The organism is Mucilaginibacter limnophilus, from assembly GCF_004005815.1.
Classification (GTDB): domain Bacteria; phylum Bacteroidota; class Bacteroidia; order Sphingobacteriales; family Sphingobacteriaceae; genus Mucilaginibacter; species Mucilaginibacter limnophilus.
Genome location: NZ_SACK01000002.1, coordinates 402,140 through 418,661, shown reverse-complemented (window position 1 = coordinate 418,661; position 16,522 = coordinate 402,140). Strand labels below are relative to the sequence as shown.

Below are 16,522 nucleotides of genomic sequence, written 5' to 3'. Positions count from 1 at the left end.
TCATTTTTAACCAAACGCTGAAGTGTAAGATAAAAGTCTGAAAGCAGTAAAATTGTAGTGACATTTTAACCATTAAGTGTAAAATACTTTAATTTGACCCTCCCGTAAAACCCGTTATTAATATGCTACGTGTCAGGCAGATATTTTACGCTTTAATGATCATCTGTGTTACTTCGTGTTACGAGGATGACATTGCGAAGATACCTGTGCTCGATTTTTTCAAGACACCCGACAAGAGCTTTTTCAGAATATCGCCCGACGGTAAATACATATCTTATCTAAAATCATACAAAAGTACGCAAAACCTTTACATACAGTCGCTTGCCGACGGTAAGGGTTATATGGTTACCAAATTTACCGACGACCCGGTTACCGATTACTTCTGGACATATAATAACCAGCTGATCTACAGCCGCGACATTGTATCGTCAGATAGTTTGCAGATGTATGCTGTTGATGTGGCAACGCAAAAAACAAAGCCGGTACTGCTGGAGCATAAGGTACGTTTCAGGCTGCTTAACCGCAATCGTGGGCGGCCTGAGTTATTAACCGTTGCATTAAATAAACGTGACGAAAGTATTTTCGACGTATATCACCTGAACCTGAACACAGGCGAGTTAACATTGTACATCACCAATCCCGGCGATATTACCGAATGGGTTACCGATACCGACGGCAAAATACTGATAGCCCGGGCTAGTGATGGCGTAAATACCACCATACTAACCCGCCAAAATGAACAGTTGCCTTTTAAGCCTATTATCACCACCAGTTTTAAAAATACTGTAAGGCCAATAGCGCTTGCCGGAAAAGGCGACAGCTTTTATGCCCTATCAAACCTTAATCAGGACAAAATGGCACTGGTAGAAATTAACGCGGCAACCGGCAAACAGGAACGGTTGGTGTACACCAGTGATAAGGCTGATATAGGCGGTGTAGAATATTTTAAAGATAAACAGCGGGTTGATTTTGTTTGGTGGGAAGAAGACAAACCTAAAAAGCATTTTTTTAACGACAGTGTAAAAACTGTTTATAATAAACTGTCGCAGCAATTTGTGGGCAGCGAAGTAAGGATTATTGATAAAGACGTCGCCGAGAAAAAGCTCATAGTAATGGTAAACTCTGATCATAACCCCGGCACCTACTACCTGTATGACACTGGCACGGACAGGCTTGACAAACTGGGTGAGTATAACTCCAGTATCAAACCTGCGCAACTGGCCGATATGCGTCCGATAACTTTTAAAGCGAGTGACGGTCTGCAGCTGAATGGCTACTTAACGCTTCCCAAAGGTAAAAAAGAAACCAACTTACCACTTGTGGTAATGCCGCACAACGGCCCTTGGGCGCGTAACTCGTGGGGATATAATGCAGAGGTACAGTTTCTGGCTAACCGGGGGTATGCGGTGTTACAGGTGAATTACCGCGGATCAAGCGGCTATGGCAAAGCTTTCCGTAACGCGGGCTTTAAACAGCTGGGCGGTAAAATGCAGCAGGATATTACAGATGGCGTGCAATGGCTTATTGATCAAAAAACAGTCAATCCAAATAAGATAGCCATTTTCGGTGGTGGTTTTGGTGGATTTTCAGCGCTTTACGGGGTATCATTTCATCAGGGATTATACAAGTGCGCGGTAGTGCAATACGGGCTGATCAATTTCTTTACTTATATAAAAGATGCGCCGCCGTTTGTTAAGCCTTACTTAAAAATGACCTACGAAATGGTGGGCAACCCTGAAACAGAGGCCGAACAATTAAGGGCCATTTCACCTGTTTTTCATACTGATAAGATAAAAGTTCCGTTATTGATATTTCAGGGAGCTAAGGATACACGCGCTAATATCACCGAACTGAACCAATTTGTGCTCGAACTGCGTAAAAAGAATGTACCTGTAAACTACATCCTTAAAAATGATGAGCGTACCGCGTTTAGAAACGAGGCCAACAGGATAGAAATGTACACCGAGATTGAAAAGTTTTTGCAAGCCAATCTTCAGCCTGCGAAATAATAAGCTTAAATGGTAAAATCACGACGAAATATTTACCGGAAAAATTTTTCGCTGATTATCATTTTCCTGATACTCATTACAATTATTTTGGTTATCGCTTTTATAACGGCTTACAGCCTCACCGGGAAATATGTTGAAAATGAGTTTGCTTCAAAAAAGATTGAGGTATATGAACAAACCATCAACCCATACGAAGATTTTTTTCAGAACAAAATTCCGGAGATAACATCATACCAGGGTTTCCTCGATTCAACTTCGGCGGCCAGGTACGCTACATCAGTATTTTTCAACTATAATTTTGTACGAAAGATTGAATTTTACGACATCCGCATTGGTTCACCGCCTGCCGGAAGAAAACGGCTGGGCATCTCTGTAAGGTCGGTTTATGAGTTTCAGCCGCGCGGCGCAAAAATTTTAGGCAAAAAGAAATATATACCTGCTGGTGGTACCGATTTTATTGACATGGCGGGTAAGCTAAACGACTTTATAAATAGTTCGGACACGGTTAGCGTACCTACCCAAAGCGAAGTATTCCGTACGTTTTATGATGTTAAACCCGATAAAATTTCATACCTGAATGTGCCCCGCAGGCAGGATGTTAAACTTTATAAAGAACTGTTTCATACCCGTAACGGCACATTTTACAAGCATAACATGCTTACCTTTTTGCTTGATCCGGCCTACCTGCGCATCCGTAACCCGCACCCCGAATTGTACCAGGAAATTACGCTGCAACCCGTGGTGTATGATCCGCTGACTATTGAGGCGGATAAACGCGTTACCGAGGTAGCTTTGCCGGGTGCTTTTTCAAACTATAAACTTTATTTTATTTCGGATAAAACCCACCTTGATGCAGAAATTAACCGCCGCTTTATGCCTATCGGCGGCGTAGCGTTGCTTATCTATGCCTTTATACTACTAACCGGCTGGCTTATATACCGTAATCTTAGCGTGAATCTTAAACTGTTTAAGCTGCAGTACGATTTTATAAACAACTTTACGCATGAGTTTAAAACGCCAGTGAGTGTTATTAAGATAGCCGGTTCAAATCTACGTGGTGAGAATGTGATGAGCGAGCGCCAGCTTAAACATTACGGTAAAATACTGGATGAGGAAGCTGATAAATTGAATGAGCTGATGAACCGCCTGCTTTCATTCACACAGTTGGAAAACCGCTCAATAGCTACAAAAAAAGAAGGCATCGATATTGAAAGCTTTGTTAAGGGATATGTGGAAACTTTCAGATTAAAATATCACGATTTCCATATTAACACTGAACTTAATGGTATCAACTTTTTTTATGCCGACCCGGTTATGCTTGGAAGTATCTTTCAAAATTTGATGGAAAATGCCTACAAGTATTCGCACCCACAGAAAAAAGAATTGGATATAAAAGTATGGCACGAAAGGAAGACCATCTTTTTTTCTTTCGCTGATAAAGGCATTGGTGTGCCCAAGTCTGAACTGAACAACATTTTCAGGAAGTTTTACCGCCTGGAAAATCAATACAACCAAAATGGCAGCGTTGGGCTGGGTTTGGCTTTTTGTAAAGAACTGGTTAATTTTATGGACGGAGACATAACAGTAAAGAGCAAGGTAAACCAAGGCTCGGAATTTATTGTTAATCTCCCATATCAAACTTAAATATGAGTAAAGAAATAAAGATCGCGCTGGTTGAAGATGACGAGAACCTCCGTTTTCTGGTAGCCGAGCGTTTACAGTCTGAAGGATACAAAGTGCTTGAAGCCAATAACGGCGACGATGCTGAGAAAATAATTCTTAATGAGCAACCTGATATCGTATTGCTCGACTGGATGCTGCCGGGCAAACAAGGCTCAGACGTGTGCACTGCTATCCGCGAAAAAGGCTTTGATAAGCTTGTTATCATGATGACTGCCAAGGCACAGGACGTAGACAAAATTGAAGCCTATAACTTTGGCGTGTCCGACTATATTACCAAACCGTTTAATATGGATGTGCTGGTAGCGATGATCGATAATAAGATCAAGTTCCAACTGAACAGCGACAAGGCCGAGGCTTACCGCTTTGCCAACATGGAGCACCACCCAAATACCCACTTGTTATTAAAGGACGGCAAAAAAGTAGAGCTTACCATACTGGAAAACCGTATTTTATTATACTTCCTGAAAAACAGGAACAAAGTGATTAACCGCGAAGAACTGATGATGGAAGTATGGGGCTACAACGCCGATGTTAATACCCGCACACTGGACATGCACATTGTCCGTCTGCGTAAAAAAATAGAAGACAATCCTGATTCGCCGCAATACCTGCAAACGGTAAGAGGGATTGGGTATAAGTTTGTTTACGAATAACTATGTATGCTTTTTGGCGAATTTTTAAATTGTTTGGTGCAGCCTTGATGTATATAGGTATTTCCATTTCAAGACTAATTCAGAATAAAGAAGCAGTACAATTTCACGCTGTGTATGCTACGAAATCTATTAACATGGATTTTTTTCAAACACTACTTGGGGTAGCTGCTTTTTTAACTCTGATTTTTATAGCTTATAATTAATCTTTTACCATCGCAGGCATACATCCTCCATCATTCCCAAACTTGTTTCGGGATTTCTCAAGACAAGCTTATTTTGCAAGTGAGATGCTGAAACAAGTTCAGCATGACTATAACTATTTAGCGCTTACCTTTTCCCAAACCTGCGCGCCAATAAAATCACCATAAAAAGATTGTTGCGCTTTCATATTAAATCCCTCTGAACGTATCCCACCTTCAATATCCGGCAAAGCCGCTGGTTTTATATCGGCAAACAGCTTAAAGAAACGGTACATGGTTTTCATCAGCAGCTTTTGCCACCATTTTCCCGTGAGCTGAAAATCGGTATTGAGCCATAAGCCGCCGGGCTTTAATTGGTTTTTAAGATGTGCTACTAATTGCGGAAGCTGCTGCTGCGTATAATTATCAAGCACAAAACCGGTTATCAGCACATCAAACCCGCCGGGCATGTTAATATCTTCGACAGCGAGGTTTAGAAATTCAACTGTATTGCTGCCTGTATTCCTTTTCCGCGATATCGAAATCATATTGGCCGCTATTTCAGCGTAGCAAATATGCAAACCGTCGGGATGCACTGTAGTGAGGGCCTCCAATATCTTACCTGTCCCACCTCCTACTATCAACACCTGCGCATTTGCGGGAATGTATGGTAAAAAGTTGACCTGAGCCCGCTGTAAGGTGTTACCAAAAACCACCCACGAAAGCGCATCATAAAACCAGGCCGTTTTATTGTAATTAGCCGGCATAGTATTGTGTTGCAGCGCCAAATAACACCAAAAATAGGTATTGCAGTATCAACACGCCGTCGAGGTAAAAGAAATAATAATACTCGTTCTTTTCCCAGGTCGACTCAAATATCAGCCAGCCGGTTAAAAAGGCTGTAAAAGTGAGCGCAAAAAAGTCAGGACTAAAGCCTTCATTTCTGAACATAAACAGCAGGATTATGTACCCCGCAAGCAACACCTGGCAAAAAAGATATGCCTTCCTTTCGCCCCACACTACAGCCACGGTTTTCAGCCCCGCCCGACGATCGTGAAACAAATCGCGGATATCAAAAGGCACTGTTAAGGCCGCGATAAACAAGGCGCGCTTTGCCAGTAAAATAAACGTATCACGCATGCTTATATCGGTAAAATGCTTGTCCTGCGCCTCAAGCACGGGCAATAGCACACAGCTTAACACCCACACTAACGTTATCAAAAATGCTTTTAAGCCGGGAATATTCCGCAGGCCGAACTTTTGATTACCCAGCGTAAACAACGGCAAACCATAGCAAACCGAGACAATCCCCATAAAAACCAGCAGCATTTTCGACTGCATAGACACCATGAAGAACAGGGGTATCAGCGAGAGTATGCAAATAATAGTAAACGTAACCATTAACCGATAATGCGCAAAAAACCAGCGCACACGCAGGTATGGCGACTCATCTGGCTTTTTAGGCGGACTTATAAGAATACAGAAATTATATATGCCTAATGTTGAAGTAAACAGTAGAGCCAGTACGGCAAACACCGGCTGTCCATCTATTAAATGAAAGGTAACCAAAGCCTGCGCTACAGCACAAAGTGCCATAAACACGTTACTAAACAACAGAAAATTTAATACAGGCCTTAGCAGTTTTTTCATTGGCATAGAAGCCGGGCCGCAGTTATGATTCGACAGGACGGTTGCCGGCTTTTAATTCAAATATCGTTATCTCGGGCAAAATACCAATACGCCCGGTATAACCAATAAAGCCGTAGCCAACATTTACATAAAGTTGTTGGTTGCCTTCATTGTAAAAGCCTGCCCACTCCTTGTACACGTACTTTATAGGGCTCCACTGGAAGCTTTCGGTTTGTACGCCAAACTGCATGCCATGTGTGTGGCCCGAAAACATCATATCAATCTGCGGATATTTTTTCAGCACCTCGGCACGCCAATGGGATGGATCATGCGAAAGAAGTAGCTTTACAGGCAGGTCGTCGGTATCTTTTACGGCCAAATCCATGCGGCCATATTTTGGGAAACGGCTTAATTCTCCCCAGTTCTCAATACCCAATATGCCAATCTCTTCGCCATCAACCTTCAGCCTGCGGTGAGTGTTCATAAGCAGGTCCCAGCCCATGTTTTTATGGGTAGCTATTAAATCGTCAAGATTTTTCTTTTTGGCCGCGGCATCAGGCCACCAGGCATAATCGCCATAATCATGATTCCCTAATGTAGAGTAAACCCCCAAAGGTGCTTTAACTTTACTGAAGATATCCTGGTAATCGCGCATTTCGCTGGTCATGTCGTTCACCAAGTCGCCGGTAAAAAATATCAGGTCGGGCTTTTCTTTAAGCAGTGTTTCTACTCCGCCGAGTACAGCTTTTTTGTTGTAGAAGCTGCCTGAGTGTATATCAGATATCTGTCCCAGCAGCATACCATCAAATTTTTTGGGTAGATTAGGAAGATACAGTCTGCGGCGCAGCACACGGTAATCGTACACACTTGACAAAGCGCTGTAACCCATAGCAGCCAAAGGTACCGCCCCGGCAAGCAAACCGGCTTTCATTAAAAATTCCGAACGCGGAATAGCCGGCAATTCAGGTTTGTTCGATTCAACAGGTTTTTGTTTTTCTTTCTTTTTAAAGATCGATTTTACAAACCGCCTGATATCATCAGCAAAAACAAACAGTATAAAAGTTACCTTAACAATAAACTGCAGGAAGAACAGCAGCAAAATTGCCGCCCTGACACCCACATTAAGCTTGACATATACACTTAATACCAACCCAATAATCAATGCTGCTGATAACGCGTAAACAAGATTTGCAAAGCTTTTCTGCTGTATAAATTTCCATTTTGGGAAAGCGCCACGTATGCCGCTGATAACATAAGTATCAGCCAGTAACAGAACAATACTTATAATAATAACCGTGAACGTATTTCCTAACATCAGCGGTTATTAGTATCGGTCATCATCAAGGTCCAGATCGTCGTCGTCATCGGGCTCAAGGTTGAACAGGCTATTGAACATATCCGAAAAAGCAAAACCGTTATCCAGGAAGCCTTTGTTTAATTGAGAAAACTCAGCCAAACCGTGAAGAATGAACTCCATCAGCAGCAGTTGCTGATTTTCGCTCAGGCGAGGATGGAACTGTTTAACCAATGCCTTCAATCCGGGCACCTCATTAAGCGCTTTTTTATATTCCGCTAATGGCAGGTCGTCAACCAACGACAGGCTATTACCGGAACCGAACCAATTAATGATCTCGTTATATGGATTTGGCGCTTTTGATTTTTTCGCCTTTTCAGGATCAGGGAAATATTGCAGCATTAACGCTTTAATAGCTTTTCCTATCAGAATGTTAGCCACCTTTGCCGGACCTTCCAATTCGCCTTCATACACCAACTCTATTTTGCCTGTTATAGCAGGTATCACGCCTAAAAAATCGGTTATGCGTACAAAGGTGTTGCTTTCGCCATTAATGATCATGCGGCGCTCGGCATTGCTGATCAGGTTTTCATATGCTGAAATAGTAAGCCTTGCTGATACACCCGATTTTTTATCGATGTATTCAGAATTACGCGCTTCAAAAGCTATCTGCTCAACCAGGTCTTTCACCAAACCGTCGGCTTCAACAGCATGCTTTTGTTCGGGCGTAAGCAGTGCTTCCTGTTGGGTTATTTTACGTGAGATTTCAACCGAGCGCGGGTAGTGCGTTAATATCTGGCTTTCAATACGGTCTTTCAGCGGCGTTACAATTGATCCGCGGTTGGTATAATCCTCGGGGTTGGCTGTAAATACAAACTGTATATCCAACGGCAAACGCAACTTAAAGCCGCGTATTTGTATATCTTTTTCCTGCAGGATGTTGAATAGCGAAACCTGGATACGTGCCTGCAAATCGGGTAACTCGTTTATTACAAAAATACCGCGGTGTGCACGAGGTATCAGGCCGAAGTGAATCACCCGCTCGTCTGAGTAGGTAAGTTTCATGGTGGCTGCCTTTATAGGATCAACATCGCCAATCAGGTCGGCGACGGTAACATCGGGTGTGGCCAGCTTTTCGGTGTAACGTTCATCACGGTGCAACCAGGCAATCGGTGTGTCGTCGCCTTTTTCGGTAACGATATTATGCCCGAACCATGATATAGGCGCCAGTGGATCGTCAAACAACTCCGATCCTTCAATATATGGCACATACTCATCAAGCAGATTTACCAACAAACGCGCGATACGTGTTTTTGCCTGACCGCGTAAACCAAGCAGTAGGATGTTATGTCTTGAAAGTATAGCCGTTTGCAAGTCGGGAATAACCGTATCCTCAAACCCGATGATACCCTCAAATCCTGCCTCGCTGTTTTGCAGCTGTTTTATTAAATTGGTACGAAGCTCATCCTTAACCGAACGGCTTACATAGCCCGATTTTTTTAGCTCGCCAAGTGTTTTTATGTCTGTTTTAGTCATTAGTCGATGGTCATTAGTCATTAATATAAGAACGGCAAAATATCATTCTCACATATCATATGTTTACCTCACCGTTTTGCGCCTGTTGCGGATGTAATCCTCAAAAATGTATTCACCCAGGCCGTTAAGCGAGCTGTAGAACGCCTTACCTCCGTTGGTTTCGGTAAACTTGCGTACAAACTGCTGCAGGTATGGGTCTTTCGCTATCATAAATGTAGTGATAGGTATTTTTAACCTTTTACACTGTGCGGCCATGTTCAGCGTTTTGTTAACCACTTTACGGTCGAGGCCGATGCTGTTCTTATAGTATTTTGTTCCTTCCTTCAGGCAAGTTGGCTTGCCGTCGGTTATCATAAATATCTGTTTGTTATGCGTTTTACGACGGCGCAAAATATCTGTTGCCAGCTGCAAACCTGCGTAGGTATTGGTATGATACGGACCAACTTGCAAATAAGCCAGGTCCTTCAGCGTGATAGGCCATGCGTCGTTGCCAAATACTACGATATCAAGAGTATCTTTAGGATACTTGGTGCGGATAAGTTCGGCCAATGCCATAGCAACTTTTTTGGCAGGCGTTATTCTGTCTTCGCCATACAGAATCATCGAATGTGAAATATCAATCATCAGCACCGTAGAAGTGAGCGTCTTGAAGTCCATCTCCTCTACTTCCAGGTCTCGCTCAGTCATCATGAAATCACCTATACCATGGTTCACCTGTGCATTGTGGATGGATTGCGTCATGTCGATCTGGTCAAGACTATCGCCAAACTCAAACTCACGGCGTTCAGCATTCTTTTCATCTCCCTGACCAGATTGCGGCGAACGGTGGTTGCCCTTACCAGATTTTTTTAGCTTACCAAATATCTCTTCCAATGCCGACTGACGGATACTCTGCTCTGTTTTAGCGGTGATGTTAAACTGGCCTGTCTGGTTGTCTTCACCGAGGTAGCCGCGTTGCTTCAGGTCGTCAATAAAATCACCCATGCCATACTCGTCATTGGTAATGTTATATTGCTTATCGAGCTCGTTCATCCAGGCCAAAGCTTCCCCAGCATCGCCGGCCGTATAGTTCAGCAATTCAAGAAACAACTTAAGCAACTCGTCAAAGCCGCCCTTTGGAATATTTGGTTGATTAAATTTTGAAAAACCGTAACCGCGCATTAACTATCCTTTCCCTTGAACATAAATTAACGCATAATTTTTTGTAAAAGTTTAGCTAATACCCTTTTGTTGAATGCGTGTGACAAAATTGTGATTATACAGCCACTTCTCTCCGGATAGCCCTAATGCTTTCCTTATCATACTCAGGGTTAGCGCCACGGCGGCTGGTTACAAAAGCACCGACGGCACATGCACGTTCAAGCACCTCGTTCATAGGTTTTTCCCTTAACAAGCCTTTTACCATGGTAGCCAGGAAAGCGTCTCCGGCGCCTACGGTATCCTCAACGGCTACCTTGAAGCCGGGATGCTCGTAGAACTTTTTGTCCTGCCAAACAATGGCGCCCTTGTCTCCACGGGTAACACATATGGTTTTGGTATGGTATTTCCGCTGAAATTCTATGATGTTTTCTTTCAGTTTATCAGGCTTGCCGCCGATAAGCAGTGTGGCTTCCTCCTCGTTCATTTTTACCACGTTGGCTTTGGCCACAAGTGTTTCTATGGTATCCTTATCGTAATGCGGGGCGCGCAGGTTAACGTCGAACACTTTTAATCCTGATGAGACATCAAGCAGGGCACGCAGTGTATCACATGATACTTTGCTGCGGCATATCAGGCTGCCGAAAACAATAGCGGCAGCCTTGCGCGCATGCTTTTTAAGGCCGTTCTCCAGTTTAATATTGTCCCATGATACAGGCTTTGGAATAATATAAGTAGCCTGATTAGTCTCATCGAGCTGGACGGTTACCTCACAGGTAGGCAATTGCTCGTCGTGTTGAATGTGCTTGCCGTGCAGTCCACTTTTTTTCAGGAAGTCATTCAGCTTTTTGCCCGAATCGTCATTTCCAATGCGGCTTACGAATGAAACGTCGATCTTTTGCTGAACCAGATGACGGGCAACATTCATTGGAGCGCCACCGGCTTTTTTTCCATCGGCAAAGGTATCCCATAACACCTCACCAAAGCACAGCACATATTTTTTCATGCAGTATCGGATTACAACTGCCAAAGCTAAGCGGTTACTTTTGAATAATAATATTAAATTTAGATTATGAGGAAAATATTACTTACAGCGCTACTGTTCACTTTGTGCAATATTGCCCTGGCGCAGGATGTTGAAGCTATTAAGGATGTGCTTAACAAGCAACGCACCGCCTGGAACAACGGTGATATTGAGGGCTATATGCAATACTACTGGAAATCGGACTCGCTGCTGTTTGTGGGTAAACGCGGTCCAACCTACGGCTGGCAAAACACACTTAATAATTATAAAAAGGGCTATCCCGACAAAGCAGCTATGGGTATCCTTAGCTTTAATATTATTAAGGTTGAACTACTTGGCAACAACAATGCCTTTGTTTTAGGCGGATGGCAGCTGCAACGCGACACCGACAAACCCGGCGGTTACTTTACACTTTGGTTCCGTAAAATTGACGGCCAATGGAAAATCGCTGCCGACCACAGCAGTTAGCCGCAGGTGTTGACGTCAACAGTGTATATACAAATCAACACCTGCAACACCCATCAACACATGCAACACCTGCAACACTGTCAACACATGCAACACTGTCAACACCTAAAAAGAAACCCCGCTGGTTTCAGCGGGGTTTCTTTTATTTAGTTATCAGGTTGTACAACTCATCGAGCTTAGGTGTGAGCACAATTTCTATTCGCCGGTTTCTCGACAGCGCCTCGGCTGTTGTGCCGGGGTCTATAGGCTGGTACTGCCCTTTACCGGTTGCTGTTACACGCTCGGGAGAAATATTTTCAACTTCTGTTAAATAACGTGTTACTGATGTAGCACGAAGCACACTCAAATCCCAGTTGTCTTTTATCTGGCCAAGATTCACCACCCTTTTGTTATCGGTATGGCCTTCAACCGAAAGATTGATATCCGGTTCTTTATTAAGTACGGCAGCCAGCTGCTTAAGCGCCTGCTTGCCTTTTTCATCAATTACAATACTTCCCGAAGGGAATAACAACTTATCAGTAAGTGATACATACACTTTACCGTTACGGATATCAACCGAAAGTCCGCTTTGCTGAAAACCCAGTAGCGCTTTTTGTAATTTATCTTTCAGGGCGTTGGTGGCTTCATCGCGCTTGCGCAATATCTCTTCTACCTCTTTCAGTCGCGCTTCACGTTTCTGCAAGTCGGTTGACAGCTGGCTAACTTTTGTTGAGCTGGCATTATAGTTATTGTTAAGTGTGTTGTAATTACCCTGCAGTTCGGCAAGTTCGCGATACAGACGTGCAGTATCTTTTTGCAGGCGAGCCAGCTCATCTTCAAGATTAGCCGAACGTGTACTGAGCGAATCAATTTGCGCCAGCATAGCTTTATGTTTTTTAGGCGACAGGATAACGCACGATTGCGCTATCATCGCTATAAAAAATGCAAAAAACAAGTGTTTTATCTTCATAGTAAAATCAGGATAGGGCGTTGTTTAAAAATACGTTAAGCGGATATATCTTGCTGCAAATTTCGGCAACCTTTGCGGCACTGTCCTTTTTAAGTAGTTCATCATCCTTTAACTGGTGAACGGCAATATAGCTTTTTAATTTCAGCAGATCTATATTCTCGTTATCGGCGCTGTAATCGCGCGGAAGGGTTTTTAGCTTGTCCTGATCCCTGAAATTGCCAAACAACTTTACAAATTCCGGCGCATCAATAATCTGTTTCAGCTCATCGGCATTGTAGTCAATTTCCTGCCTTATGGCCTTTACGTGTGCCGATTCGGGCATCCAATAGCCACCGGCTACAAATGATTTTCCGGGCTCTATCTGTATATAATATTCAGGGCCGCGGCCACCGCCGGGATTTTGCAGCACGCTTATGCCGAAATTGCGTTTGTAAGGCGTTTTATCCGGACTGAACCGAATGTCGCGGTAAATCCTGAGTACGCACTTACGCACATCGGTATCTTCTTTTACTTTAGGATCAACCTTGCTAAGCAGTTTAACTACTTCAGCGGCAAAATCAATAACATTGGCGCGCGCGTCGTCGTGCCGCTGCTTATTGGCCATAAACCAGTCGCGGTTATTGTTTTCCTTAATGTCTTTTAAAAACTGAAGGGTTTCTTTTGTTATCATAGGCATGAAAGCCGTAGGCGGCTATCAGTTCAAGTGCAGTTTTTCGTTGCGCATGTTCAGCTCAACGTTTTTACGACGGTACTTTTTATACCAGATGAAGCCCACTATGGCAACTGCCAGGTATGGCATAGCCAGCAGGTACATAATGCCGTTGTTTAATCCGGCGGTTTCGTGGTTACCATTTTTGGCATTAGTTTCAACTGAGGCGGCACAGGCAGCGCATTGCGCAGCAGCCGGGCTTGCTGCAAACAGCATCGAGCCTAAAAAAACGGTAAGCAGTAGTATTTTAAAGGCTTTCATCATAAAAGCAAAGTTAGTTAATTTTGATAATACGGCGATATCATCAGGTACACAACTACGCCTGTTATAGTTACATACAGCCATATCGGGAATGTCCAGCGCACCAATTTACGGTGCTTTTCAACCTGCATTTGCAAGCCGCGGTAAAAACTCAATAATATTAACGGCAACACACCTGCCGCAAGTATAATGTGTGTTATTAATATTGTTAAATAAACAGCGCGCATGCTCCCTACTGCAGCCCGCTCTTGATCAGACAGCATGTGATCGCCATCAATGTCGCCATAGGTGGTTTCGGGCGCAAGGTAGTGGAACAAAATATACGATACCAAGAAAAGCGATGACAAGCAAAACGCTATGATGTTTGTGCATTTATGCGCGGTAACGTTGCGTTGTTTTATAAAATAAAGCGATATCAGCAGCAATACACTACAAGTACCGTTAAATATGGCGTTAAGCTTTGGCAGAAAATAGGTGAACGATGGCATTTCTGCAGGTGCAGGAATAATTTTACGGTTAAGTATAACCACCACCAGCAACACAAAAACAGATACGGCTGCTACAAAACGGAATATGAACTTATCACTCATGTTAAATCGGATCAGAATAAATTAATTAGGAGCTTTTATTTTACGCAGTTCTTCGGTTATCTGCACTTTTATTTCATCGGTAAGCTTATTAACAGCCGTAGGCGATGTGGCTTGATAATACCCGCGAATGTGTTTTTCGGCATCTATCAGCACCAGCTTATCGCTAAATACAAACTCTTTATCATTCACCTTAAGCGCATTTACCAAAAAACCTTTACGTATCAGGTTATACACCATGGCTGTATCTCCGGTTACAAACTGCCACTTATCAGCCGGAAACCCGTATTTGGCCGCATATTTTTTCAGTGCTGATGTATCATCGCCACCAGGGTTAACGGTTATGCTCATAAAGTGCACCATTTTATTGTTAACATACCTGTCGGCAAGTGTTTTCATTCCTTCGTTTATCTTGTTGCAAACATCAGGGCAACCGGTATAAAAAAAGGATGTCACAAATATCTTTTTGTCGAAGGTTGCCGGCGTTATTTTTTCACCATGCTGATTATACAGTGTAAAATCGGGCAGCTTATGATAAGTGGTATCGGGTATCTTTTCGCCATGGTGGGTATGATAGGTGCCCGAGAGGTGTTTAGGCCCGAAGTACTGCAGGCTTTTGTAGCGGTTTTTTCCGCCAACGTTTAGTAAATAATATAAAAATCCCGGTACGGCAAGTATGCATACCAGGATTAATATTTTTTTTCCAGTGCCGGAATTACGCATTAAAATCTCAGATCAAGCCAGTGGTGGCTCTCATTAGTAAGCGCCAGTATAAGGCCTATGATGAATAAAACAGGAACTACAAGTGAATAAATAAGACCTAATTTTTCAAACTTAAGGTGCATAAAAAAGGCTACTATATAATAGGCCTTTAACAACGTAAGGAAAATGTAGATTGGGTTAGCATAGTTAACCGGTAAACCGGCGTGCGGTACAGCCCAAAGCGCTATAATAAACTCTACAACTGTTATAAGCAACAGTATAACGAATACCTTTACAATCTTACCCTTGGTCATTGAAGCATGTTCACCATGTGCTTCGGTATGTTCTGATGACATATTTATATCGATTTAAATATTGTTAAACTAAATAGAAGAAGGTAAACACGAATACCCATACAAGGTCTACAAAGTGCCAGTAAAGACCTACTTTTTCAACCATAAGGTAGCTGCCGCGTTTTTGATATGTACCGGCCAAAACGTTTATCAGGATGATGATGTTGATGATAACACCGCTGAATACGTGGAATCCGTGGAAACCCGTGATGGTAAAGAACAGGTTGGCAAACTGCTGGGCATATACGCCAAAAGTTGCTTCATCACCGCCTTTGAATAAGTGCTTAAGCTCTTCCATGTGCGGAATGCTGCCCCACCAGAAACCTTCGTGATGTAGGTGCGTCCACTCAAGCGCCTGGCAGCCCAGGAACATAAAACCACCTATGATGGTTGCTACCATCCAGCCGGCAACTTCCTTGCGGGCGTTACGGTGACCAGCCTCAACAGCCAACACCATAGTTACCGAACTTAAAATAAGTATAAAGGTCATTATACCCACAAATACAAGAGGAGCGCCGTTATCAAGCAAACCCGGTACCGATTGGAAAACCAGTTCGGCAGATGGCCAGCTGGTTGAGCTGAAGCGCAGTGCGCCGTAAGCAATAAGTAATGATGAAAAGGTGAAAGCATCCGATAGCAGGAAGAACCACATCATCATTTTACCATACTCAACTGCGAAAGGTGAGCGGCCGCCGGCCCACGGCGTTGTTTTTACTTCATCAATTTGTGATACTGTTGCACTCATTGTACGAGAATTGTAGAATTATTATTTCTGGTTCAAAATTAAAAAAACATAGAGATAAATCCATATAATATCGATAAAATGCCAAAATATACCCGACATTTCCATACCATAAAGATTTTTTACCTGAGGTACATTGCGGTAACTGCCAACTAATGTATTTGCCAGCAACAACAAACCGGCAATAATGTGCAGCAGGTGCATACCTGTAAATACATATACAAATGACTGCGACGCGTTAGGGTTGCTAAAATAAACACCCATATTCACCAGCAAACTCCAGCCATATATCTGCAGCGCGAAAAACGCCACACCTAAAGCTATGGTTGACCATAAAAATAACCGTTGCTTGCCAAACTGCAGCCTTTTAGCCGCACGGGATGCCAAAAACATGGTAATACTGCTTACCAATATGGTTGCAGTGCTGTATAAAAACACACCGGGCAGGTTTATACTAAGGCCATGCCCTTTACCACCGCTGTACACTATAAAGGCGCTGGTTAAAGCCGCGAAGAACATAAATGATGTGAATATAAATATCCACATATTGAACTTTTTGGGCGCCAGGTCGAGCCGGTCTTTTTCTTGCTGTATCTGAGCCATCATC

18 protein-coding genes are annotated in these 16,522 nt (G+C 43.2%); 4 read left to right on the top strand and 14 right to left on the bottom strand.

Annotated features, from left to right (window positions below):
* Positions 1–122: 122 nt before the first annotated feature.
* The 3 genes from EOD41_RS06260 to EOD41_RS06250 are packed head-to-tail and all read left to right on the top strand — an operon-like array spanning position 123 to position 4,345.
* Positions 123–2,009 (top strand): S9 family peptidase, encoded by a 1,887-nt coding sequence (locus tag EOD41_RS06260; RefSeq protein WP_127703940.1) that lies wholly within the window; start codon positions 123–125, stop codon positions 2,007–2,009.
* A gap of 9 nt (positions 2,010–2,018) precedes the next feature.
* Complete coding sequence (locus tag EOD41_RS06255; protein ID WP_127703939.1) at positions 2,019–3,653, top strand: sensor histidine kinase; 1,635 nt, start codon at positions 2,019–2,021, stop codon at positions 3,651–3,653.
* A gap of 2 nt (positions 3,654–3,655) precedes the next feature.
* Complete coding sequence (locus EOD41_RS06250) at positions 3,656–4,345, top strand: response regulator transcription factor (RefSeq protein ID WP_127703938.1); 690 nt, start codon at positions 3,656–3,658, stop codon at positions 4,343–4,345.
* 316 nt (positions 4,346–4,661) lie between these two features.
* Here EOD41_RS06250 and EOD41_RS06245 read toward each other — a convergent pair whose 3' ends face one another.
* The 6 genes from EOD41_RS06245 to EOD41_RS06220 all read right to left on the bottom strand — a co-directional run bounded on the left by EOD41_RS06245 (position 4,662) and on the right by EOD41_RS06220 (position 11,126).
* Positions 4,662–5,291, bottom strand: coding sequence for a class I SAM-dependent methyltransferase (locus EOD41_RS06245; RefSeq protein WP_127703937.1), 630 nt, complete (start codon positions 5,289–5,291; stop codon positions 4,662–4,664).
* Entirely contained in the window at positions 5,281–6,174 is an 894-nt protein-coding gene (locus EOD41_RS06240; protein ID WP_127703936.1) for a UbiA prenyltransferase family protein, read from the bottom strand. Before EOD41_RS06240 ends, EOD41_RS06245 begins: the two co-directional genes overlap by 11 nt.
* Before the next feature lie 22 nt (positions 6,175–6,196).
* Positions 6,197–7,468, bottom strand: a complete 1,272-nt coding sequence (locus tag EOD41_RS06235) for a metallophosphoesterase (RefSeq protein WP_127703935.1) — start codon at positions 7,466–7,468, stop codon at positions 6,197–6,199.
* A gap of 9 nt (positions 7,469–7,477) precedes the next feature.
* Positions 7,478–8,983: a sigma 54-interacting transcriptional regulator gene (locus EOD41_RS06230; RefSeq protein WP_127703934.1), complete on the bottom strand. Its 1,506-nt coding sequence runs from the start codon at positions 8,981–8,983 to the stop codon at positions 7,478–7,480.
* A 63-nt stretch (positions 8,984–9,046) separates the two neighbouring features.
* Complete coding sequence (locus tag EOD41_RS06225) at positions 9,047–10,144, bottom strand: vWA domain-containing protein (RefSeq protein WP_127703933.1); 1,098 nt, start codon at positions 10,142–10,144, stop codon at positions 9,047–9,049.
* A 94-nt stretch (positions 10,145–10,238) separates the two neighbouring features.
* Positions 10,239–11,126, bottom strand: coding sequence for a carbohydrate kinase family protein (locus tag EOD41_RS06220; protein ID WP_127703932.1), 888 nt, complete (start codon positions 11,124–11,126; stop codon positions 10,239–10,241).
* Between the two features lie 66 nt (positions 11,127–11,192).
* Between EOD41_RS06220 and EOD41_RS06215 the strand changes: the two genes are divergently transcribed.
* On the top strand, positions 11,193–11,612 hold the full coding sequence (locus EOD41_RS06215) for a YybH family protein (protein WP_127703931.1): 420 nt from the start codon (positions 11,193–11,195) through the stop codon (positions 11,610–11,612).
* 142 nt (positions 11,613–11,754) lie between these two features.
* Here the strand turns inward: EOD41_RS06215 and EOD41_RS06210 are convergent, their stop codons facing one another.
* The 8 genes from EOD41_RS06210 to EOD41_RS06175 are packed head-to-tail and all read right to left on the bottom strand — an operon-like array spanning position 11,755 to position 16,521.
* Entirely contained in the window at positions 11,755–12,561 is an 807-nt protein-coding gene (locus EOD41_RS06210; protein WP_127703930.1) for an OmpA/MotB family protein, read from the bottom strand.
* Positions 12,562–12,568: 7 nt separating this feature from the next.
* Complete coding sequence (locus tag EOD41_RS06205) at positions 12,569–13,231, bottom strand: DUF2461 domain-containing protein (protein ID WP_127703929.1); 663 nt, start codon at positions 13,229–13,231, stop codon at positions 12,569–12,571.
* A 24-nt stretch (positions 13,232–13,255) separates the two neighbouring features.
* Positions 13,256–13,534, bottom strand: a complete 279-nt coding sequence (locus EOD41_RS06200; protein WP_240663211.1) for a hypothetical protein — start codon at positions 13,532–13,534, stop codon at positions 13,256–13,258.
* 14 nt (positions 13,535–13,548) lie between these two features.
* Positions 13,549–14,121, bottom strand: a complete 573-nt coding sequence (locus EOD41_RS06195) for a DUF420 domain-containing protein (protein ID WP_127703928.1) — start codon at positions 14,119–14,121, stop codon at positions 13,549–13,551.
* A gap of 21 nt (positions 14,122–14,142) precedes the next feature.
* Positions 14,143–14,841 (bottom strand): SCO family protein, encoded by a 699-nt coding sequence (locus EOD41_RS06190; RefSeq protein WP_127703927.1) that lies wholly within the window; start codon positions 14,839–14,841, stop codon positions 14,143–14,145.
* The gene (locus tag EOD41_RS06185) at positions 14,841–15,176 is read right to left on the bottom strand and encodes a cytochrome C oxidase subunit IV family protein (RefSeq protein WP_127703926.1); all 336 of its coding nucleotides are present in this window, start codon (positions 15,174–15,176) and stop codon (positions 14,841–14,843) included. Before EOD41_RS06185 ends, EOD41_RS06190 begins: the two co-directional genes overlap by 1 nt.
* Positions 15,177–15,198: 22 nt before the next feature.
* Positions 15,199–15,918, bottom strand: a complete 720-nt coding sequence (locus EOD41_RS06180) for a cytochrome c oxidase subunit 3 (protein ID WP_127703925.1) — start codon at positions 15,916–15,918, stop codon at positions 15,199–15,201.
* A 21-nt stretch (positions 15,919–15,939) separates the two neighbouring features.
* Positions 15,940–16,521, bottom strand: coding sequence for a cytochrome c oxidase subunit 3 (locus tag EOD41_RS06175; RefSeq protein WP_317133183.1), 582 nt, complete (start codon positions 16,519–16,521; stop codon positions 15,940–15,942).
* Position 16,522: the final 1 nt, after the last annotated feature.